Origin of the sequence: Paraburkholderia hospita, assembly GCF_002902965.1 — a bacterium.
GTDB classification, from domain to species: Bacteria; Pseudomonadota; Gammaproteobacteria; order Burkholderiales; family Burkholderiaceae; genus Paraburkholderia; species Paraburkholderia hospita.
On sequence record NZ_CP026106.1, the window covers coordinates 1,376,214 to 1,396,577 of the forward strand.

20 protein-coding genes, 3 pseudogenes and 1 riboswitch are annotated in these 20,364 nt (G+C 60.2%); of the genes and pseudogenes, 13 read left to right on the top strand and 10 right to left on the bottom strand.

Annotation, left to right across the window (positions count from 1 at the left end; translation table 11 throughout):
• Window positions 1-128: 128 nt before the first annotated feature.
• On the bottom strand, window positions 129-953 hold the full coding sequence (locus C2L64_RS24560; RefSeq protein ID WP_039902441.1) for a helix-turn-helix domain-containing protein: 825 nt from the start codon (window positions 951-953) through the stop codon (window positions 129-131).
• A 294-nt stretch (window positions 954-1,247) separates the two neighbouring features.
• Here C2L64_RS24560 and C2L64_RS24565 point away from each other — a divergent pair, with 294 nt between their 5' ends.
• Genes C2L64_RS24565 through C2L64_RS24575 form a run of 3 tightly spaced genes read left to right on the top strand, consistent with a single transcriptional unit; the run spans window position 1,248 to window position 4,459 of the window.
• Entirely contained in the window at window positions 1,248-2,186 is a 939-nt protein-coding gene (locus C2L64_RS24565) for a PhzF family phenazine biosynthesis protein (RefSeq protein WP_081498956.1), read from the top strand.
• The gene (locus C2L64_RS24570) at window positions 2,183-3,100 is read left to right on the top strand and encodes an ornithine cyclodeaminase family protein (RefSeq protein WP_009770751.1); all 918 of its coding nucleotides are present in this window, start codon (window positions 2,183-2,185) and stop codon (window positions 3,098-3,100) included. Before C2L64_RS24565 ends, C2L64_RS24570 begins: the two co-directional genes overlap by 4 nt.
• Window positions 3,101-3,145: 45 nt before the next feature.
• Window positions 3,146-4,459, top strand: coding sequence for a dicarboxylate/amino acid:cation symporter (locus C2L64_RS24575; protein WP_009770752.1), 1,314 nt, complete (start codon window positions 3,146-3,148; stop codon window positions 4,457-4,459).
• A 319-nt stretch (window positions 4,460-4,778) separates the two neighbouring features.
• Here the strand turns inward: C2L64_RS24575 and C2L64_RS24580 are convergent, their stop codons facing one another.
• From C2L64_RS24580 to C2L64_RS24590, 3 genes are all read right to left on the bottom strand, one after another.
• Window positions 4,779-5,105: a DUF4148 domain-containing protein gene (locus C2L64_RS24580; RefSeq protein ID WP_051058294.1), complete on the bottom strand. Its 327-nt coding sequence runs from the start codon at window positions 5,103-5,105 to the stop codon at window positions 4,779-4,781.
• Between the two features lie 125 nt (window positions 5,106-5,230).
• On the bottom strand, window positions 5,231-5,701 hold the full coding sequence (cynS, locus tag C2L64_RS24585; RefSeq protein ID WP_007745917.1) for a cyanase: 471 nt from the start codon (window positions 5,699-5,701) through the stop codon (window positions 5,231-5,233).
• Window positions 5,702-5,743: 42 nt separating this feature from the next.
• The gene (locus C2L64_RS24590; protein WP_007745916.1) at window positions 5,744-6,403 is read right to left on the bottom strand and encodes a carbonic anhydrase; all 660 of its coding nucleotides are present in this window, start codon (window positions 6,401-6,403) and stop codon (window positions 5,744-5,746) included.
• 123 nt (window positions 6,404-6,526) lie between these two features.
• Here C2L64_RS24590 and C2L64_RS55000 point away from each other — a divergent pair.
• Together C2L64_RS55000 and C2L64_RS24600 are read left to right on the top strand one after the other, a co-directional pair.
• Window positions 6,527-6,641 (top strand): annotated as a pseudogene (locus tag C2L64_RS55000) (LysR family transcriptional regulator); the annotation flags it as partial.
• Between the two features lie 251 nt (window positions 6,642-6,892).
• Window positions 6,893-7,450: a dioxygenase family protein gene (locus C2L64_RS24600; protein WP_238554865.1), complete on the top strand. Its 558-nt coding sequence runs from the start codon at window positions 6,893-6,895 to the stop codon at window positions 7,448-7,450.
• Between the two features lie 42 nt (window positions 7,451-7,492).
• Here C2L64_RS24600 and C2L64_RS24605 read toward each other — a convergent pair whose 3' ends face one another.
• Window positions 7,493-7,744, bottom strand: coding sequence for a hypothetical protein (locus C2L64_RS24605; RefSeq protein WP_007745907.1), 252 nt, complete (start codon window positions 7,742-7,744; stop codon window positions 7,493-7,495).
• A gap of 168 nt (window positions 7,745-7,912) precedes the next feature.
• Here C2L64_RS24605 and hmpA point away from each other — a divergent pair, with 168 nt between their 5' ends.
• Window positions 7,913-9,124, top strand: a complete 1,212-nt coding sequence (gene hmpA / locus C2L64_RS24610) for an NO-inducible flavohemoprotein (protein WP_009770756.1) — start codon at window positions 7,913-7,915, stop codon at window positions 9,122-9,124.
• 580 nt (window positions 9,125-9,704) lie between these two features.
• Here the strand turns inward: hmpA and C2L64_RS24615 are convergent.
• Window positions 9,705-9,908 (bottom strand): DUF2970 domain-containing protein, encoded by a 204-nt coding sequence (locus C2L64_RS24615; protein ID WP_009770757.1) that lies wholly within the window; start codon window positions 9,906-9,908, stop codon window positions 9,705-9,707.
• 222 nt (window positions 9,909-10,130) lie between these two features.
• Between C2L64_RS24615 and C2L64_RS55005 the strand changes: the two genes are divergently transcribed.
• The 6 genes and pseudogenes from C2L64_RS55005 to C2L64_RS24650 all read left to right on the top strand — a co-directional run bounded on the left by C2L64_RS55005 (window position 10,131) and on the right by C2L64_RS24650 (window position 16,105).
• Window positions 10,131-10,526: an HAD family hydrolase gene (locus C2L64_RS55005; RefSeq protein ID WP_009770758.1), complete on the top strand. Its 396-nt coding sequence runs from the start codon at window positions 10,131-10,133 to the stop codon at window positions 10,524-10,526.
• Window positions 10,475-10,730 (top strand): annotated as a pseudogene (locus tag C2L64_RS55010) (class II aldolase/adducin family protein); the annotation flags it as partial. The gene C2L64_RS55005 and the pseudogene C2L64_RS55010, both read left to right, overlap by 52 nt.
• A gap of 257 nt (window positions 10,731-10,987) precedes the next feature.
• Window positions 10,988-11,300 (top strand): annotated as a pseudogene (locus C2L64_RS24625) (acetyl-CoA C-acyltransferase); the annotation flags it as partial.
• Between the two features lie 1,819 nt (window positions 11,301-13,119).
• Window positions 13,120-13,752, top strand: coding sequence for a TetR/AcrR family transcriptional regulator (locus C2L64_RS24640; RefSeq protein ID WP_009770760.1), 633 nt, complete (start codon window positions 13,120-13,122; stop codon window positions 13,750-13,752).
• A gap of 47 nt (window positions 13,753-13,799) precedes the next feature.
• The gene (locus C2L64_RS24645) at window positions 13,800-15,299 is read left to right on the top strand and encodes an MFS transporter (protein ID WP_009770761.1); all 1,500 of its coding nucleotides are present in this window, start codon (window positions 13,800-13,802) and stop codon (window positions 15,297-15,299) included.
• 533 nt (window positions 15,300-15,832) lie between these two features.
• Entirely contained in the window at window positions 15,833-16,105 is a 273-nt protein-coding gene (locus C2L64_RS24650; protein ID WP_007745888.1) for a YodC family protein, read from the top strand.
• A gap of 1,010 nt (window positions 16,106-17,115) precedes the next feature.
• Here the strand turns inward: C2L64_RS24650 and C2L64_RS24655 are convergent.
• Together C2L64_RS24655 and C2L64_RS24660 are read right to left on the bottom strand one after the other, a co-directional pair.
• The gene (locus tag C2L64_RS24655; RefSeq protein ID WP_009770762.1) at window positions 17,116-17,748 is read right to left on the bottom strand and encodes a LysE family translocator; all 633 of its coding nucleotides are present in this window, start codon (window positions 17,746-17,748) and stop codon (window positions 17,116-17,118) included.
• A gap of 39 nt (window positions 17,749-17,787) precedes the next feature.
• A riboswitch (ZMP/ZTP riboswitch) is annotated at window positions 17,788-17,885 on the bottom strand.
• A 46-nt stretch (window positions 17,886-17,931) separates the two neighbouring features.
• On the bottom strand, window positions 17,932-18,249 hold the full coding sequence (locus C2L64_RS24660; RefSeq protein ID WP_009770763.1) for a DMT family transporter: 318 nt from the start codon (window positions 18,247-18,249) through the stop codon (window positions 17,932-17,934).
• Between the two features lie 82 nt (window positions 18,250-18,331).
• Here C2L64_RS24660 and C2L64_RS24665 point away from each other — a divergent pair, with 82 nt between their 5' ends.
• The gene (locus C2L64_RS24665) at window positions 18,332-18,745 is read left to right on the top strand and encodes a winged helix-turn-helix transcriptional regulator (protein WP_009770764.1); all 414 of its coding nucleotides are present in this window, start codon (window positions 18,332-18,334) and stop codon (window positions 18,743-18,745) included.
• A 15-nt stretch (window positions 18,746-18,760) separates the two neighbouring features.
• Here the strand turns inward: C2L64_RS24665 and C2L64_RS24670 are convergent, their stop codons facing one another.
• Entirely contained in the window at window positions 18,761-19,915 is a 1,155-nt protein-coding gene (locus C2L64_RS24670; protein WP_039902447.1) for an epoxide hydrolase family protein, read from the bottom strand.
• 35 nt (window positions 19,916-19,950) lie between these two features.
• On the bottom strand, window positions 19,951-20,256 hold the full coding sequence (locus tag C2L64_RS24675; RefSeq protein ID WP_007743449.1) for a superinfection immunity protein: 306 nt from the start codon (window positions 20,254-20,256) through the stop codon (window positions 19,951-19,953).
• Between the last annotated feature and the right edge of the window lie 108 nt (window positions 20,257-20,364).

Here is a 20,364-nt window from a genome sequence, read left to right on the forward strand (position 1 = left end):
TCGCTCTCCGTTGCCTTGGCGCGGCACGCTGTGCGGGGCAGGCATCGACCGTCGTCGAAGTACCGCGCGATCACAGCGCCAATGTCGCAAGTGAGATAACCGGCTGACAATCCAGCGCGTGTTCGAGGTCACACCTTGAAGGATCGCGGCAGAGCCTGTCCGTACTTCCGGAACAGCCGGGCGAGATACGACGGCGAATCGAGCCCGACGGCTGCCGCGGCCGTAACGACCGTCACGCCGGGTGTTTGCAACAGAAGCGACGCGTGACGCACACGTTGCAGCGATTGATAGTCGACGATGGATTCGCCCGTGACGTCGCGAAACATTCGCGTCAACGTGCGTCGCGACAGGCCGAATTCATAAGCGATACGATCGAGGCTGACGGATTGATCGAGTGTCGAATCGAGAAACGTCTGGATGTCTCTCACGAGTTCGCGGCGTGCATCGACGGCCGACAATGGCACATGTTCCGGGGTCAATCCCGCTTCGACACACGTGGCGGCCACCATCCTTGCCGTCAGATCCTTGCGATACGCAGCGAGTTCCCCGCCACCGCGGGTATCCGTTTTGGTGGCGAGGCGGACTGCATTGAGCAGCGGTAACGGCGCGGACCAGATCGATATTCGCGCGCAAGAGAGCGTTCTCTGCGCCTTGCGCTCGCAGTAAGCGACGAAATCGCTCGCCACATAGACGGCGACGTGCTCTTGCTGTGCACGGTAGCCGTACGTGTCGTGCAGGCGCCGCGGCGGCACCACGACGAACGACATCGGCGCCACACGTAACGGCGCGGCATTGGATTCGACGTTGAGGATCAGTTGCCCCGTGCGCGGCAGCAAAAACATGTACTCGTCATGTTGGTGCGGTTGCGTGCGGTAATCGCCGACCGAGACCTGCCGGACATCGGCAACGCGATCTCCGGACAGATGGATATGTGCGGTCGGATAATGCTTCACGTAATCAACCTCAGGTGCGCCATAAACGATGCGCCGCCGCCAGCCGCAGCGGCGATTTGAAAGCGGGCGCATCGATTGAAAGCCCAGTATAGCGCTTCAAATCTCCGTGCAATACAACACGAGAAACGAGGCATAGGGCCTGGTTCCAAGGGAAAACACGGATGCGCGCGGACACCCATCTGTTGGGCCCAAAGCGCGATTGGCCCGATTGTGTGATTGCGGTGGCCCGACAGGCGGCGAAACATTGTTTTCGCTTCGGCATGCTGGTCGCACTTACACGCCGGAGCCTGTTTCATGCCTGTTGCAAAAGACCCATCGTCGTTGCCGCATTCCCCCACTGTCCCAATCGCATTGCGAACTCGTGGGGACCTGCATTTCGTGCGCGTCTTTCCTGAGGGACAACGCGGCGGCAACCCCGCGCCCGTTGTACTAGATGCCGATGCAATGTCCGCCGACGAGATGAAGGCCATCGCCGCGAGCTACGGCCACGAAAGCGCATTCGTATGCGCGCCGCGCGACGTCGCCAACACCTATCGTCTGCGCTTCTTCGTCCCCCAGCACGAGATGGAGATGTGTGGTCATGCGACACTCGGCGCATTGTGGCTTCTGCGCAGGCTCGGCCGCTGGACGTCCCGCGTCGCGACGCTCGAAACGTTAAGCGGCATTGTCGACGCCCACTTCAACGAAAGTACGCAATTCATCGAAGTGAGTCAGCCCAAAGGCATCGTGCAACCGGTCGAAGACGAATGGCTGCACGCCGCGATATGCGACGTGCTGCGCATCGACGCCGACGATCTGGATTCGCTCGGTATCGTCAACGCCACGACGAGCCGGACGAAGACACTGATACCGCTTCGCTCCCTGCAGCGCCTTCATGCAGTGACGCCTTCGTTCGACGACGTGCAGGCGTTGTGTGAGGCGCTCGGATCGACAGGACTGTATCCGTTTGCAGTCGATGGCACGTATCCGCTCGATGTGCACGCGCGGCAGTTTCCGCGCTCGTCCGGCTATCCAGAAGATTCCGCGACGGGCATTGCCGCGGCCGCGACACTGTACGGCGCGTTGCACTACAGACTGCTCGCGGATGGCGCATCGGGCATGACCGTGCATCAAGGCTATGCGATGGGCAAGCCGTCCCGCATCGAGGTCAAATTGCGAGACCTCAACGACCCGGACGCGGGCTGCTGGATCAGTGGCGCGGTGGAAAGCACGACGCTGGAGCCGCTGCAATGAAGATCTTCACCAACGAACAGATCGCGGCACGACTCGACGTACGCTCGGCTTCGGACGCAATCCGGGCCGCCTATCTCGACCTGCAGCGCGGCACGGCCGCGATTCAGCCACGCGCACGCATTGGATTGTCCGACGTGAAGTTCAGCGCAATGAGTGCGATGCTGGGCTCCGCGCAGATCGCGGCGACAAAGATGTACACGACGATCAATGGCCAGTTCCGCTTTTACATTGCGTTGTTTTCGCTAGCCGATGGCGCACTCGTCGCGTTGCTTGAAGGCGATGCAATCACGGGAATGCGCACGGCCGCGACCAGCGCGCTTGCGGCACGATACCTGGCGCGTCCGGCTAGCCGCCACCTGGGGCTGTTCGGCAGCGGTGTGCAGGCCCGGGCTCATGCCGAGGCCTTCGTCGCCGAACGAACCGGTTTGCGCGAAGTGATGATTCACAGTCGTGACGCCGCAACCGCGCATGCTCTCGCCGACAGCCTCGAACGGCGGTTCGACCTCGGCGCCCGGGTTGTCGATGCGGATGAGGCCGCCAACGCCGACATCGTCGTGCTTGCAACACGCGCCTCCGAACCGGTGATACGCGGCGAATGGCTTCGACCGGGCGCATTCGTCGTGAGTATCGGCGCGACGCTTCCAGACCAGCGCGAGATCGACGATACATCGTTGCTCGCGGCGTCGCGCATCGTCGTCGACTGGACGCAGCAGACGCCGTTCGAAACGGGCGATCTGCTGCGCCCGCCGCGGGCGTTGATCGAGAGCCGGTCGATAGTGGATCTGTCGTCCGTCATCAGCGCCGGTGAATATCGTGCCCCGGACGCCACCGACATCGTGATCTACAAGGCGGTCGGAATCGCACTACAGGACGCGGCCGTCGCCTATCTGGCTTACAAGCGCCTCGCTTCCTAAAACATATCGTCAATGTCCTTCGCCACGGACAGATTGGAGTCCCTTATGAAACTCCCTCTTACTGCGCGCATTCTTGCAGGGATGCTGCTCGGTATCGCAACGGGCGTCGCCTGTCACGCGATGTTGCCGAGCGCCGACGCCACTCAGGTCGGCGGCTATTTCTCGCTGTTCGCTGACCTGTTTTTGCGACTCGTCAAGATGATCATCGCGCCGCTGGTGTTCTGCACGCTCGTGATCGGCGTAACCAGGATCGGTGATGTTCACGCTGTCGGCCGAATCGGACTCAGAACGCTGGGCTGGTTTCTCGTCGCATCGTTCATCTCGCTCGTGCTTGGCGCGCTGCTCGCCAATTGGCTTCACCCGGGTAGCGCGCTCGGCCTGCCTTTGCCTGCGGCGAACGCATCCTCCGGGTTGAATGCGAATGCATTGTCGCTGAAGGAATTCGTCGTACATCTCGTGCCGAGCAGTATTGTCGAAGCGATGGCAAGCAACGAAATCTTGCAGATCGTGGTATTCGCGGCTTTCTTCAGCGTCGGACTCACGACGCTCGGCGAGAAGGCGCAACTCGTCGTGCGTCTGCTCGATCAGGTTTCACACGTCATGCTGAAAGTGACGGGCTACGTGATGGCGCTCGCGCCGTTTGCGGTGTTCGGCGCGATCGCGAATGTCGTGGCGACCCGTGGCGTATCGGTTCTCGTCACTTATGGTCGCTTCATGGGCGAGTTCTACGCAAGTCTGATTGCGTTATGGCTTCTGCTGATATTGGCGGGCGGGGCGTTGCTCGGGCGCAGGGTGTTCGCGCTGGTGCGTTTCATGCGCGTGCCGATGCTTGTCGGATTCAGCACCGCGAGCAGCGAGTCCGTGTACCCGAAGACGCTAGAGCAACTTGAGCGCTTCGGGGTTCCCAAACGGATCGCGAGCTTCGTGTTGCCCATCGGCTATTCGTTCAATCTGGATGGCACGATGATGTACTGTACATTCGCAACGCTATTCATCGCGCAGGCGTATGGTGTTCATCTGTCATTCATGCAGCAAGTCTCGATGCTCGCGATTCTTATGCTGACGAGCAAAGGCATGGCCGCGGTGCCGCGTGCGTCACTGGTCGTGATCGCTGCGACGCTGGGACAGTTCAATATCCCCGAGGCCGGGCTGCTACTGATCATGGGCGTCGATCATTTTCTCGACATGGGACGCACGGCGACCAACGTGCTCGGCAATGCTGTCGCTTCGGCGGCGGTCGCGAAATGGGAAGGCGTGCTCGCGCCGTCCTCGACCGAAGGTATTCCTGATGGCGATGCCGGCAGACACCACGGCGATGGATTCCGTTCGGAAGATGAAGCGGCCGTCGCGAAAGTGTGACGAGAAAATCGCGCTGCGGGGATTCCGGAAAATTGAGGCCTGTCTCTCAAGCGGGGCGATGCAAACCATGTCGCAGACTAGAAGGGCAAGCGTCAGGAGAGTACGGCGGGAAGCACCTCTCTTACCCTTAACCTGCGTTCTCGAGCGGTTTGCAGGCCGATCTGAGAGGTCGATCTTTTTTCACCGGCGGATTGAAAAAACCGAGCAGCGACTTTTTCAACAGCATCCTTCGAGTTGCGGACGGCGACCGACACTCAAGGCTCGCATGCTATCGATACTCTGAGCACTGCCGCGGTCCACGCAGACGCCAGCCTTGCGGTCATTGACCGAAATAAACCGGCTGCATGCCGTCATTGTCCAGATGATGGCGGCTCGCGCGGACGCCGGCTGCCGACGAACCGTTGGCCGCCACACCGCCATAAGCGCTTGAGCCGCCGTTTTGCGCTGCGACGCGCGCTTCGGCCGCCTGAATCTCGACCGGGTAGTTCGCGTCTTCGCCGCGAGACTGGTTGTAGCCGGCCGCTTGCAACTGGACGAGTTCTGCACGCACTTGTGCGCGGGTCAGCGCGGGCGCGTCGGTGCCTGCAAAAGCGGGAGCAGCGATAGCGCTTGCAACGATAAGGGCGGCAAGAATGCGGATCTTCATGATGTTCTCCATCGAGGAAAAGAATTTGGCGAGCGCGTCAGAAGCCTTCATTGCTCCTTTCGCGTAATACGTATTCCGAATCAATTCGATGGAATCATTCCCTTAAGAATGACTCCCATGTCGCCTCAGAACGGCTTGGTCGGCAGATACTTTCCGTCCAGCGTGATCACGGCGCGCGAGCCGCCTTCCGGATCGTCGACCTTCTTGATGTCCAGCTTGAAGTTGATCGCGCTGATGATGCCGTCGCCAAACTTCTCGTGAACCAGCGCCTTCAGCGTCGAGCCGTAGATCTGCACCATTTCGTAGAAACGATAGATCGTCGGATCGGTCGGCACGCCGCCCGGGATGCTGCCGCGCACGGGGATGGTTTGCAGCAGGCGAATGGCGTCTTCGCCGAGTTCGAGCTTGTCGGCCACGACTTGCGCGGCGTTGGCCGGCAGCGGGTGCTGGCCGAGCAGTGCGGCGGTGACGAATGCGAGGCTGAGGCCCGTGCCCTCGTTGATCTGCTCGAATGTCAGATTCTTGCGGACTTTCGCGTCGATGATCGCGTCGGTCAGGGCTTCACGGGGGGCCTGGCTGTATTGGGATTGCGTCATGATGATGCTCCTTGCGATTAAATAAAGTGGAAAAGCAATTGATCAGGCAGCGAGGTTGAGTCGAGCCGGGGTTGCACAAGCATGCGGATGTTCAGCGAGAGAAACGAACTGGTTCGTCGCGCCGTCGAGCGTGTCGATCGAACCAGTTTCGATGTCGTATACCCAGCCGTGCAGGGCCAGATGGCCTTGTTCGAGCGCGAGCCGCACGGAAGGGTGCGTTTTGATGTTCGCGAGCTGGGCGATCACGTTTTCGCGGACCATCGAATCGACCCGATCGCGTTCGCTCTTGTGCTCACGCGCCTCGTTGACGACTTTCGCGGAATCCGCGTAATGCAGCCAGTTGCGCACGGCCGGCATGTGGTCCATGCACTTGCAGGTGGCGATCGCCGTCATCGCGCCGCAATCGGAATGACCGCAAATCACCACATCGGTAACGCCGAGCGCGGCGACCGCGTATTCGACCGTGGCGGTCACGCCGCCTGGTTCCGGGCCGTACGACGGCACGATATTGCCGGCGTTGCGGATCACGAACAGATCGCCGGGTTCGCGCTGCGTGACCAGCTCCGGTACCAGCCGGCTGTCCGAGCACGAAATGAACAAGGTACGCGGGTGCTGGCTCGTGGCCAGCCGCTTGAAAAGCTCAGAGCGCTGCGGAAACGCGTCGCGCTGGAACTTCAGGAAGCCGTCGATGATGTCTTGCATGTTTTGCTCCGTCTGGGGGTTCGTTGAGAACCGATGGACGAAGAATGCGCCGATCGAACTATAGCGTCAAAGACCGGTTTATTATTCAAGCTATAGGCAATACCAATAGTTTGGAGGGAAGCCATGCTGTTGCGGCATATCCGGTACTTTCTGGCGGTTAAGGAACACCGCAATTTCACGCGCGCGGCCGAGGCGCTGCACGTATCGCAGCCAACGCTGTCGCAACAGGTCAGACAGATCGTGTCCCTTGAGGGGGCGGCTACAGCCGGTCGCGACCCCGCAGCCGGCTCACCCGACCTGAAGTTTCGGCTTACCATGGTTGGCACTGGTGCGGGCGCTGGTAGCTTCGACGGGACGCGCGCGGACGCCCGTCGACTCCCCAGCGCGGATCGCGCGGCGTGACGACCGAGCGCAAAACAAGGAGGGTCCACGATGCACGCACGAAGTGTGAGCCAGGGGCGGCGCGATTTTCTTCGCAGGTCGGGTGCGGTGCCGTCCACGTTGCTGCTGTCGGCGCTCGGAAAAACCGACGAGGGCCGGACCGACGCAGTCTCACCGACGCCTGCCTGCGACGACGGTCACGGACCGACGCCGCGGCAGACGGCAGGCCCGTTCTTCCTGCCGCACTCGCCGCAACGCGCATCGCTGCTCGAACCGGGGATCAATGGAACGAAGATTGTCCTGACCGGGCAGGTGCTGTCGACACGATGCAGGGCGGTGTCCGGGGCTTTGCTCGATTTCTGGCACGCTAATGACGCCGGAGAATACGATGTCGAGGGGTTCCGGCTGCGCGGTCACCAATTCTCCGACAGCGAGGGACGCTATCGCCTCGAGACCATCGTGCCGGGTCTGTATCCGGGGCGCACACGACACTTCCATGTGACGTTGCAAGCGCCGAACGGGCCCACCCTTACGACCCAACTTTACTTTCCGGGCGAGCAGCGAAACGCTCGCGATTTCCTGTTTGATCGCCGGCTGTTGATGACGATGAGCGACGACGGCGGGCGCCAGGCAGCCCGGTTCGATTTCGTGCTCGCGTTTGCGTAGCGCAGGTCACGGATTTCGATGGCGCCCGGGATTTCATTCCGGTCAGCCGAAGACGCCCGCATCGAGATCTCTCGTGAAATGCTGTAGCCAATCGCTTTCGTCGCATAACGGGTATTCCTTCGTAACCTGCGTCGATAGCCTGGTTATGCAGACATAGCCCTGTAGACCGCAGTTCTCGTCACTCTTGGGGTCTGTCGTGTCGGTTTCCCGAAGATCGAAATCTCCTTCTGTCAAACCGTTGCGCTGCAGGGTCGCGAGAAAATCCTTGTGTTCATCTGGTTCGATCAGGTGCATGTTCGTCCCCCGATGTGTTCAACGGAGATATCGTCAACCGATGCCAGTATGCTCTCGGCCGCCGCTTTCGGCTCGAGCCGGGCCGACTCGGTATCATCAAACGCGCCGTCGTTGTATAGACTTGAGCTAAGGCGGGGACGCTCCCCGGCGTTGAGAAGGAGCCAGGTTATGCTGACGCAGCGAACGAAGGACATCGTGAAGGCCACCGCGCCCGTTCTGGCCGAATATGGCTACGCCGTCATCCAGCGCTTCTATCAGCGCCTGTTCGAGACCCACCCTGAACTGAAGAATGTGTTCAACATGGCGCATCAGGAACAGGGGCAGCAACAGCAGGCGCTGGCGCGTGCCGTCTATGCCTACGCGGAGAATATCGAGGACCCCGCGAGCCTGACGGCAGTGCTGAAAAACATCGCCAACAAGCATGCGAGCCTCGGCGTCATGCCGGAGCACTATCCGATCGTCGGCGAGCACCTGCTTGGCGCCATCAAGGACGTGCTCGGGACCGTGGCGACCGAGGATATTGTTTCCGCTTGGGCACAGGCCTACAGCAACCTGGCAGACATGCTGATGGGCATGGAAAGTGAGTTGTACGAAGGCTCAGCGGAGAGGCTGGGCGGCTGGACCGGCTGGCGCACCTTCGTTGTTCGCGAGAAGCGACCGGAAAGCAGCGTCATCACATCCTTTGTTTTTGAACCGGCCGATGGCGGACCCGTCGCCAACTTCGAACCCGGGCAATACATCAGTATTGCCGTGAATGTGCCGGCTCTGGGTTTGCAGCAGATTCGGCAGTACAGCCTCTCGGATATGCCAAACGGTCGCAGCTACCGCATCTCGGTCAAACGCGAGAGCGGCGGCGCGTACCCGCCAGGCTACGTCTCCTGCCTGTTGCACGATCACGTCAACGTCGGAGACGAGGTCAGGTTGGCCGCGCCATATGGCAGTTTCCATATCGATGTGAGCGCCAGCACGCCTATCGTGCTGATCAGCGGAGGCGTGGGGCTGACGCCGATGATCAGCATGCTCAAGAAGGCCATACAGGATCCTCAGCGGCAGGTGGTATTTGTCCACGGTGCTCGCAACGGCGCGGTGCATGCCATGCGTGACCGGCTGCGCGAGACAGCCGCGGCGCATGCCAATTTTCATCTGGTGGTGTTTTATGACGAGCCGCTACCTCAGGATACTCAGGGCCGTGACTACAATCACGCAGGCTTCGTCGACGTCAATCTGATCAAGAGTTCAATCCTGTTGCCGGACGCCGATTACTACATCTGCGGACCGATCCCCTTTATGCGCATGCAACATGACGCGCTAAAGGAGCTCAGCATCCATGACGCCCGCATTCACTACGAAGTGTTTGGTCCAGACCTGTTCGCCGAGTAAGCACGACTGGCGTAGACCGTATTAAAACTCTCACCGTTATGTGTCAATCCGCGACCACGAGACTGACCGAGGACGGAGGAGTCTTGCAAGACAAGGGTTTCGACCGCGCGGAGGAGCAGTTATCACGGTTAGCGATTGCGACCTTGCCCCAGTTTGGAAGCAGCGCACGCCTCTCTTGCGATAGGGGCCTTATCGCAAACAGCGCCTTTTGCCATGCGGTTCTGGTCAGGGTCGCGACTGCGACTGACAGGTCCGTAAGTGCCGAGGTGTTTCGTTGGGTACCAGGTGACCGCGACGCAGCGGCGCTTTCGCGGTCAAGTCTGTTCTATTCGCGAAATCACAGCTATCGAATTGCGGCCCAGTGACGGCGATCGGGACTGCATAGGGGCAGGTGATCGCAGTTGCTCCATAGGTCGTATCGACGTGCTCGAAGGCCTGGCGGGCGCTCTATGCAGCGCACAGGCGGCGTGGCCACATTGCCGAGACTACCAATGCACGGATCGCTGACGCAGCCGTCGAAGCTGTTATTCCGGTCCATTGCGATCTGGCGCGCGCAATGTGATCTGTTGCGTCGCCCTGATCAGAAGCCCTGCATTGTGTTCGTCGCATGCGCGATCAAAACCACGGCGCCAAAAATGCACCCTCCAACACATGCGGCAAGAAAGACGGCCACGAAGGGGAGTGCCACGATGTTGATGTTCGCGAAGTCGGCTTCATGCGATGCGCGCTTGCGCACGCCAAAAAATGCCGACAGGACGATACGGATGAGACGAAGGATTTCCATGATGCTGCTCCGGTTGATTTACCAGGGCAATCATCGGCGCATCCACGAATCAGAAACAGCAGCAGATTCGCGCTAAACCATGTAAGCAGGGGCGTCAATTCGTCGCACTGAGACGATTTCGAATCTACAAGTTGCTCTTTGACGTTGATCGGCCCACCAACATGGGCACGATTTGGACACGCCAGCACAAGTGCCGGATTTGTGAATCGCCTGGAACTGGGATTGAAAATCGAAGGCGTAATTTTTGACAATGATGGCACGTTGGTTGACAGCGGGTCGCTTTCCGCCGAGGTTATCGTCGGCATCGTGACCGATCACGGCGCACTCGTTTCCTTTGAGGAGGCGCTCGACCGTTATCGCGGTACGAAGCTCGCGGACTTCGCTGGGGCCCTGCTCCGAGATTTCCCGGTGATGGATCGGGACGCATTCATCCGTGCGTTTCGCGAGCGCACGTGGGTCGTCTTCACTACCGTCCTCACGCCTATGCCAGGTGCGCTCGAACTGGTCTCGCAACTGCCGCTCGAGAAATCAGTCGCATCGAACGGCCCAATGGAACGCATCGAGGAGAGGCGCTGGGCGACAAGCGGTGTTTTTTGCTCGCGCATCACGGCCAGTTGACGACGGGCGCGTATGCCGAAGAAGCGACGCATCTCGCCGTCTACCTGGAGCGTGCCGTACGCATGCAGGTACGGAGTTCGCGCGTTCGGCCCCATCACGCCCGTCTCGGACGATCTCGCGACCGAGGCGCATGACTATCTGCTCAAGCCGTCGATCGTGAAGGGCACGTTCGATTACTGGTGCCGCCAGGCCGACCGCCTGTGAGTATGTGCGGGGGCGATCGGGAATGAACGCAGCGTGGGTAATGGCGCGAGTTGAAGCGCAGTGACGCCAATGTTCAGGCGCGAATGAGCCTGGCGTTCGACAACGCCCTAATGCTACCCCTTTTCAGACGGCTCGGTTAGCTAGTAGAACGCCGTTCAGAGTACGCGAACCGCCCCGACGTGGCCAAGGATGTCAATAGATCGTCCAGATTAGACACCCGGCTTGCGCCCTCCAAGGATACGATTCACTCAAATGTTCTCCCGGCCACGCGTGCCGCCCTGCAGCGCGCTGGTTGCATGTGGCGGACCTCGATGTCGTCGAGTCGAACTAAGCATTTGCCGCGCAGGTCTGCGCTGTGACGCAACTGCTCGAGCTGGAATCCGGCCAACGTGAATCCGAATGGCTCCGGCATTTCGCTCGGTCATCCGATCGGCGCAACGGGTGCGGTGATCACCGTCAAGGCGCTATACGAGCTCCAGCCTGTCAACGACCGGTATGGGCTTGTGACGATGTTGCATCGGCGGCGTGCAGGGCATCGCGGCGGTATTCGAGAACCTGGGCCGCGTCTAAGGCAGTTAAGAGCAAGCGTCTCATTCGAAAATGATAGGCATCGACGGTACGCGATGGCTCGTGGTCGGTCTCTTCTCCCAATACCGACAACCGACGCTAGACGTCTCGAAATTGGAAGGAGGGATCGATGCATTTACATGGGTGGTGCCGAAGATCGGCGACTGTGCTCTGACAGAAGGCATAGCGAACGATGTGCGGACTAACGCAGTTCGCCTTGAATAGCTCGTCTCCTCTCGACTCGAGAGGCAGACACAAGAATGCATACCATCAACTTAATTGAAACACGTTAACCATGACACACGAAACAGAGGAAAAACACGCTGCCCGGCAGAGTAACGGCGAGTGCAATCGCACGCAAAATCAGCCCATTGACGAATTTGGCAAGATGAGTCTCGATCCCGAGCGAAAGTGGGCGTGGACGACGTCAACCAGTCGATATGACTGGATGGATTCTCATGTGCCGTTCGCGTATCTTGATTAGATTTCGACGACCGAAATGCGCTGCGGAGCGGCCATTGAGGTCCCAGATTCCAAACGGCCGTTGAGGGTCCACTTAAGGTCGCTACACAATCGCCGACCTGTTCTGATGGGAAATCAGTCTCGGTCTCACCGAGGTACTTCAGCAACCGGCGGTTCTCTGTGGAAAATTTCGTGCGCTCGCCATCTATAACACTTTTATTCTTGCCCGCAACCGTAGCCCGCCACTCGAAGCCACTGTCTCCGTCGAAGAGTACGTAGGTCGGAATCCCGAGACTTGCTATCGATAGCTTCTAATATTAGGTTTTCTACTCGGCCCTCGTTTGTGTTATTCGGCAGCACGCCATGACGAAAGCAGTCGGCGTCGCAGCGGAAAACTTGTCACCAAAATATTTGTATGTTCAATGTGACCGGTAAACGTTGCCGAATCCATAGCGAATTGCGTCGATTGCGATAGAAGAGTGGTGAATCCACTACCGGTTTGGATCGTAGTAAGAACACAAACTGAACAAGCGGAGGTGCTGGGCCCTAATGCAGTACTGGCGGACGCCCACCGCCGCCGAAGCGCGATTGTCGATAAGGCAATGCGTAGCCGCCGGACGGACGCAATACCTAGATGTCCGCTCAGGCCGAGTCAATCGGCTTCGTTCACCGGCAGGATTGCCGCTAGCCGCCCACGCTGCGAGCACAGGCCAACAGACTACGGGTCGTCGTCGGTAGGCACCGAGAGTCGCCCCGCGGACTGAAGGCGGCAAAAAGTCCGAATGTTTTACATGCCACGAAAGCTCCAAGTCTCAGGCTCGCAATATTTCTTGATTCCTGAGATCGAAATTGAAGGTGCTTACAGCCTTGAGTGCTTCTTTTCGTCGCAGTGTTTAGGCTGCGCGAAAATCGGAAGTGATGGGACAAAAAGGTACCCTGATTCGTCGATCTGGCGTGTGCAAAGCGCGATGGCGATATGGCTAAGTTTCATCTAACGTAGAGCTAAGGTCATCCGCGTACGCTCGTGCATCGCCAGTTATTCATGATGTTCGAGGGCAGCGAGGAGATTGCTGAGCAGAGAAACGCGACGCTCATCGTGCCTTAGGTCGCGGCTCCACGGGGCGGCCGAAGTTCTATGAGATTACCGCATGAATATCCTGTTCGACCCTGCGCGGCAGCGACTGATACGTGAAGTATTAAAAACAGCTTTCATTTTTCAAAGTCTATTGCACGGCCATTCAGTGGCGTCTCTGAGTCTATTGCTCAATTTTTGCGGTCTATTGTGCAGGGACACTGATCGGACGGACTCCGCGAGGATTTTTCCTTGAATTATTGAACGCGCAGTCATAAACTGCGGTGCATGACCGATAACACTGCACCCCCGCGCACGAGCGCCGGCAAACCGGAGGCGGCGTGCCCGCGCGGCCGTCCGCGCGAATTCGATACGGCCGCCGTGCTCGCTGAAGCCGGCAAGGTGTTCTGGCGCAACGGCTTTCACGCGACCTCCGTCGACGATCTCTGCAACGCGACGGGCGTGCTGCGCGGCAGTCTGTACGGCGTGTTCGGCGACAAGCACGGCATCATGATGGCCGCGCTCGACTATTACTCGGAAGGGGCGATTGCCGGCCTCGTCGAGCGCCTGAACGCAAATGTCCCGCCCGATGTCGCGCTGCGCAATGCGCTGCTGCACCACACGCGCACCACGTCGACGCTGACGGGCTGCTTCATCACCAATAGCACGCTCGAACTGCAACCCGACGACGAAGCGCTGCACGCGAAGATCCGCGGGATCCAGCGGCGCATCGTCACGCTGCTCGCTGCGGCCGTGATCCGCGGCCAGGCTGAGGGCGTGTTCAACAGCGACCTCGATGAAAAGGCGGTCGCCGATTTCCTGCTGTGCATGACACAAGGCCTGCGTGTGCTCAACAAATGCAAGCGCAAGGAAGACGAGCTGAAAGCAGTCGTCGATGTGGCGATGCGCGCGCTCACCTGAAATTTTTTTCTCGAATTTTTGAACGATCAGTCATGAATGATAGATGCATGAAAGCGTCGGGCGTGAGTTTGCCGTCCGCATCCCGCCCAGGCGTCGACAAGCCGGAGCCGCGCGCCGAAGCGCAAGGGCAGCAGCGCTTCGAGCGGCAAGGTCTCGCGCTGACCGTGCTGTTCGTCGGCGCCTTTCTCGCGCCGCTCGACTATTTCATCGTCAATCTGGCGCTGCCCGCGATCCACACGGGCTTGAACGCCAGCGACGCGCAATTGCAGCTGATCGTCTCCGCCTACGCGTCAGCGTATGCGGTGTTGCTGATCACGGGCGGGCGGCTCGGCGACCTGTTCGGCCGGCGGCGCATGTTCATGACGGGGATGGCGGGCTTCGTCGTCGCGTCGGCGCTGTGCGGCTTCGCGCCGAATGGCCACGTGCTCGTGATCGCGCGCATCGTGCAGGGCATGGCGGCCTCGGTGATGGCGCCGCAGGTGCTCGCGACCGTGCGCGCCGTCGTGCCGCTGCATCAGCAGACTCGCGTGATGGGCTTTTACGGCTTCGTGTTCGGACTCGCGTCGATCGTCGGGCAACTGGGCGGCGGCGCGCTGATTACGTACCAGCCGTTCGGGCTCGACTGGCGCGCCATCTTTCTGATCAACATTCCCGTTGGCGTGCTGGCGTTTATCGGCGCGTGGAAGTACGTGCCGGAGAATCAGTCGGCGACGCGCGAGGGCGTCGATCTGAAAGGCGTCGCGCTGCTGTCGCTGGTGCTGATCCTGCTGATCTATCCGATGACGCACGGCCGCGAAGCCGGCTGGCCGTGGTGGACCTTCGCGATGTTCGCGCTCGCCGCGCCTGCGCTTGCCGCGTTCATCGCCGTAGAGCGTCGCGTCGAGCGTAGCGGCGGCAGCCCACTCGTCGATCTGCAATTGTTCCGCAATCCGGCTTTTTCGACGGGGCTCGTGCTCGCCTTTCTGTTCTATTGCAATAGCGCATTCTTTCTCACGTACGGTATCTATCTGCAGACGGGCTTGCACTGGACGCCGCTGCAATCCGGCATCGCGATCATGCCGTTCGCGCTCGGCTTCGTTGCCGGGCCGCTGACGTCGCCCGCCGTCGTGCGGCGCATCGGCGGTCATGTGCTGACGCTCGGCTTCTCGATGATGGCGGTCGGTTTCTCGGTGACAGGCTGGGCCGCGACGCACGCTGCGCTCGGCACACTGTTCTACGCGGGGCTCGTTCTTGCCGGGGTCGGGCAAGGGCTCGTGTTGCCGTCCATCATGCGCATCGTGCTCGGCGAAGTGGAACCGGCGAAGGCAGGGCTTGCGTCTGGCGTGGTGACGTCGACGCTACAGATCGGCTCGGCGTTCGGCACGGCTGCCATTAGCGGCGCGTTCTTTGGCGCGTTGTCGGCGAACGCGTCGGCGGCGGGCTATGCGTATGCGTTCCAGCGTAGTCTCGCGATCAATGCGGTATTGATGGTCATCTGCATTGCGCTCAGCGTGACGCTGGTCCGGCATCAGCAGCGCGCATCTCTGCGCGCGATCAAAGCGGCTTAGGGAAAATCCCGAGCGGCTGCATTTTTGTATTTTGACAGAACAAAAATACACGTGAATATCTTCGGATAACGTTTTCACTGTTTAGAGTCATACAATTGCAGTCACGGTGTATTGCGCATTGCAACTAATCTTTCCCGTTCAGCAGTGATGCGCTTATTCACAGATGACACCGGTTAATCGTGCAGCATAGCTTTTAAACCCGTGATAACGCGCAGATGTCAGCATCATGACAGCGGGTGATCGGGCGTATTTACGTATACCCTGAATACGCCGCCTAAACTTCGGTTTGAACCGTGCTGCGCGACAGCATGCCGCCTTTCCCGGCAGGCGATTGCCGAACTAAACAATAACGAACGAGCGTTCGCGATATCGGCCGTTCTATTTCGTTTTTGCTGCAAACGCTTCCAATAAAAATTACTTGCTGTCGAAATATTCAATTGTTAATCTTCCCCCACTCTTAATAATTCGTTGGATCGCGGTGCGTTTATGGCAGTGAATTTTCAGCCAGCCTAATGCTTATAACGGGGACAACCATGCTGACTGCTACTTTCGACGCATTTGACACGACGCAAACGGTGCAAGTCATTGTCGGGGACGTGGTGACGCTCAAAACGGGCGGACCGCGGATGACGGTGACTTATGTCGGTGCGATTGCCCGGAAAACGGGTGAATGGCTCGTTTGCCAATGGTTCGATGACCATGGCGAATTGCGGCAGGAAACTTTCGCGCAGGATGAGGTGTGGCGCCAGCCGCGGTCGATTCCGGCCGGGTTGGTGCATAAGTTTGTTCGTGGTGCGTCGGTTTGAATTTGGCGCCTTTGCGGCGCGGGCGGTGCCGTTGTGCGGGCGGTAGCTGCTTTGTCTGCGACGGCTGGTTGGTTTTCTTGGGTTTGTGCTGGCATCCGCGTTTTGTCTTTTCGCTGGCATCCGCGCTTTGCCTTCGCGCTTCAAGCGTTGCCCCTGTGCGGGGCGGCACCTACTTTTCTTTGCCGCCGCAAAGAAAAGTAGGCAAAAGAAAGCGGCTCACACCGCTAATCCTTGTGTTTGCCTGAGGGCCCCCAAAGGGTCTTACGCTTCACACGGCAATCACGTGACCCATGTTCGTTGCCAACGCTCCAAGAGGCGCATCACCCGCTTCAAGCACCCGCGTTGCAGCGTGCCGTGCCGGATATTCCACTGCCGCCCAGGTGGCAAACTGTGTGTAGGTCGTAGAGCCACACACGCCTCACTTCGGACCCGATAGCGCACGCGTTCCACCTTGTAAGAGCGCTAACGTGTACGCCGCGATAACCTACACACAGTTTGCCACCTGGGCGGCACAAACCATTCGCTACCGTTAGCCCGTGCACGGGTATTCGAAGCGGGTGAGGCGCTCATTCAGCACGTTTGCAACGCACGCAGATAAGGATGTTGCCGTGTGAAGCGTAGGACCGGTTGGGGGCCCTCAGGCACGAAGAAATGTTGGCGGTGTTAGCCGCTTTCTCTTGCCTACTTTTCTTTGCGGCGGCAAAGAAAAGTAGGTGCCGCCCCGCACAGGGGCGACGCTTGAAGCACGAAGACATAGCGCGGATGCCAGCGCAAACCCAAGCAGGCCAACCAGCCGTCGCAGACAAAGCCGCTGCCGCCCCGCACAGGGGCGACGCTTGAAGCACGAAGGCATAGCGCGGATGCCATCGCAAACCCAAGCAAACCACACAGCCGCCACGGACAAAATAGATGCCGCCCGCACAGGGGCAACACCTGAAGCGCAACGACAAAACGCGGATACCATCGCAACGGCCCAAACACCCCCAACCGTCGCAGACAAAGCACCAAAACTAGCGCCGCGCTTCCGTGGCCATCCTGACAGCGAGACCCGCGAGCACCGTTCCCATCATCCACCGCTGCACGACGAGCCACGTCGGCTTCCTCGCGAGAAACACAGCAATCGATCCCGCCGTCATAGCGACCGTCGAATTGACGGAAATGCTCAGCACGATCTGTATCACGCCAAACATCAACGATTGCCCAAGCACACTGCCATGCTGCGGATCAATAAACTGCGGCAGCAGCGAAAGATAAAGCACAGCAATCTTCGGATTCAGCAGATTGGTGATGAAGCCCATCGTGAACAGCTTGCGCGGACTATCGACGGGCAAATCGCGCACCTGGAACGGCGAGCGTCCACCCGGCTTCACGGCCTGCCACGCGAGATACAGCAGATAGAGCGCACCACCAAACTGCAGCGCGTCGTACGCGAACGGCACGGCAAGCAGCAACGCTGTAATGCCGAACGCGGCGCAGAACATATAAACCACGAAACCAAGCGCCACACCGCCGAGCGAAATCAGACCGGCCACGCGGCCCTGGCAGATCGACCGCGAGATCAGATAGATCATATTGGGCCCGGGCGTGAGCGCCATCCCAAGCGCGACAAAAGCAAATGCAACGAGATGCGAGGTTTGAGGCATTGCGTGAGCTCCGTTGAAGGAAGACCGATCGAAGGATCAAGGCAAGGCCCAGGCGCGCGGCGTGACGGAATCTGCATCCCGGTTCGCGTTCCCCGGTGGTGATCCACCTCGATTGAGCGCCAGTCGCGCGAACTGGTCGATTGTTCCGCGCGCTGCCGGCGCACGCCAGATACAGAAACGGCACTACCCGCCGATACACTTGAGCGCCGCCGCCGCGGCAACGATCATCACCATGCACGCGATGCGCGGCGCCGACACGGGATCGCCGAACAGCACGATGCCGAGCAGCGTGATACCCATCGACCCGATGCCCGTCCACACGACATACGCGGTGCCTGCGGGCAGATGCTTCATCGCGAGCGTCAGCAGGAAGACGCTCGCAAGCGCGGCCGCCACGCCGCCGACGCTCGGCCAGAAACGCGTCCAGCCGTTCGCATACTTGAGCGCGAGGCCCATCAGGATTTCAACGACGCTTGCCGCGAGCAGGATTAACCACGCCATCACTACCTCCATTTAAAGACTGGACGCAGCGTAGAGGTATAGTGATCCGCTGACCATTACGCACCTTCTGGTAACCATGGCAATGCCCGCGCCGGACCCTTCCGTCGACGCCGCGAACGAGGCGCAGCACCCAGGCAACGTGTTCGACGAGGCCTGTTCGTCGCGGCTCGCGCTTGAACTGATCGCGAGTAAATGGACGCTACTGATCCTGCCCGCGCTGCAGGACGGACCGATGCGCAACAACGCGCTGCTGCGCAAGATTGGCGGTATTTCGCAGAAGGTGCTGTCGCAGACGCTACGCGAGCTGGAGCGCAACGGGCTCGTGATCCGCGACGTGTGCGGCACGAAACCCTTGCATGTCGAATATCGGCTGAGCGCGCTCGGGCTGTCGTTGAGCGACGCGCTCGTCACGCTCGACCGCTGGGCCGAAACGCATGGCGGCGCGCTCGGCGCCGCGCGCGAGCGCTTCGATACGCTTGCGCAGTCGCGTCGATAGCGCCGGGTTAAACGCTCAGCCGCGCAGCGGCCGGAAGAAGCGCCGTATCTCTTCAGCAAGCAGCGCAGGCTGTTCCATCGCGGCGAAGTGCCCGCCGCGCGGCATATCCGCAAACTGCGTGACGTTGAAGACACGTTCGATCCACGAGCGCGGCGGCTGGCTGATCTCCTTCGGAAAACGCGCAAAGCCGAGCGGCGGCGTGACGCGCTGGCCCGGCTCGAAGCGCAATGGCCGCGCGCGCGTTTCCGCGTAGAGCCGCATCGACGAGCCGATCGTCTGCGTATGCCAGTACAACGACAGATCGGTCAGCAACTGGTCCTTCGAAAACGCACGCTCGATGTCGCCGTCGCAATCGCTCCACGCGCGGAATTTCTCGACGATCCACGCGGCGAGCCCCGCAGGCGAATCGTTCAACGCGAACGCTGCCGTGTTCGGTTTCGTCGCGTGCATGTGCGCGTAGGCGCCTTCGGCATCGGCGAACACCGCCTTCGACGCGAGAAAATCCCGCTCTTCCTGCGTGATGGACGGATCGTCGGGCGCGACGCCGGGTGCGTACGAACTCGGCAGGAAGTTGAGATGAATGCCGTCGACATGCTGCGCATGGTTGGCCGCCAACGCGATCGACACCGCCGCGCCCAGGTCGCCGCCCTGCGCGCCAAAGCGCGCGTAGCCGAGGCCGCGCATCAGCTCGACCCACAGGCCAGCGATTGCGAACACCGACATGCCCGGCTTCGAAGGCCGCTCCGAAAAGCCATAGCCGGGCATCGACGGGACGACGACATCAAATGCATCGGCGGGGTCCGCGCCGAACGACGCCGGGTCGCACAGCTGCGGCACCAGTTCGGCGAACTCGATGAACGAGCCGGGCCAACCGTGCGTGATGACGAGCGGGTAGGGCTTCGGACCCGTGCCGCGCCGATGCACGAAATGCACGGCAAGATCGCCGACCTGCGCGACGAATTGCGGCTCCTGATTGAGCCGCGCTTCCGTCGCGCGCCAGTCGTACTCGCCCGCCCAGTAGTCGACGAGATCGCGCAAATAGTTCATGTCGGTGCCGAGCGACCACGGCGCGCTATCGAACGTGTCGGGCCAGCGTGTTTGCGCGAGGCGCGTCTTGAGCGCGGCAAGCTCGAAGTCGGGAATCGAAATCTGGAACGGAGTGATCTGCATCATGTGGTCCTGGTCGTTGAGCGGCAGGCGGCGCGCTATTTGGTCGAACGGTCGCGCGATTCGCGCCACCGCACGCGCTCGCCGAGTCCCTTCGTGAAGGTTCGCATGCTGAGGGTGCGGCGCGAGCGCACCACTTCACCTTCCAGATTGACGGGCGGATTCGGCTGCCACGCCCAGTACAGCGCGACCAGCCAGCCGAACACCGTCCAGCCCATGCACGCATTGAATAGTGCGATGGTCAGCATGTCATAGCGCTTGCGGCGATCGGCGATGATCGACGGTAGAAAGTACAGCCCCAGCGCGGCGACGGTCGCGACGCCTTGTATCATCATCTCGTTCATCGAACCTCCCCAGGCGCGGAATCTATCCCTTCATTGTCGCGCGATCGGGCATCGTCCGCTTGCCGTTTGAAGGGTGTTTGCAAGGCAGGCGCCGTATGGTTCACACGA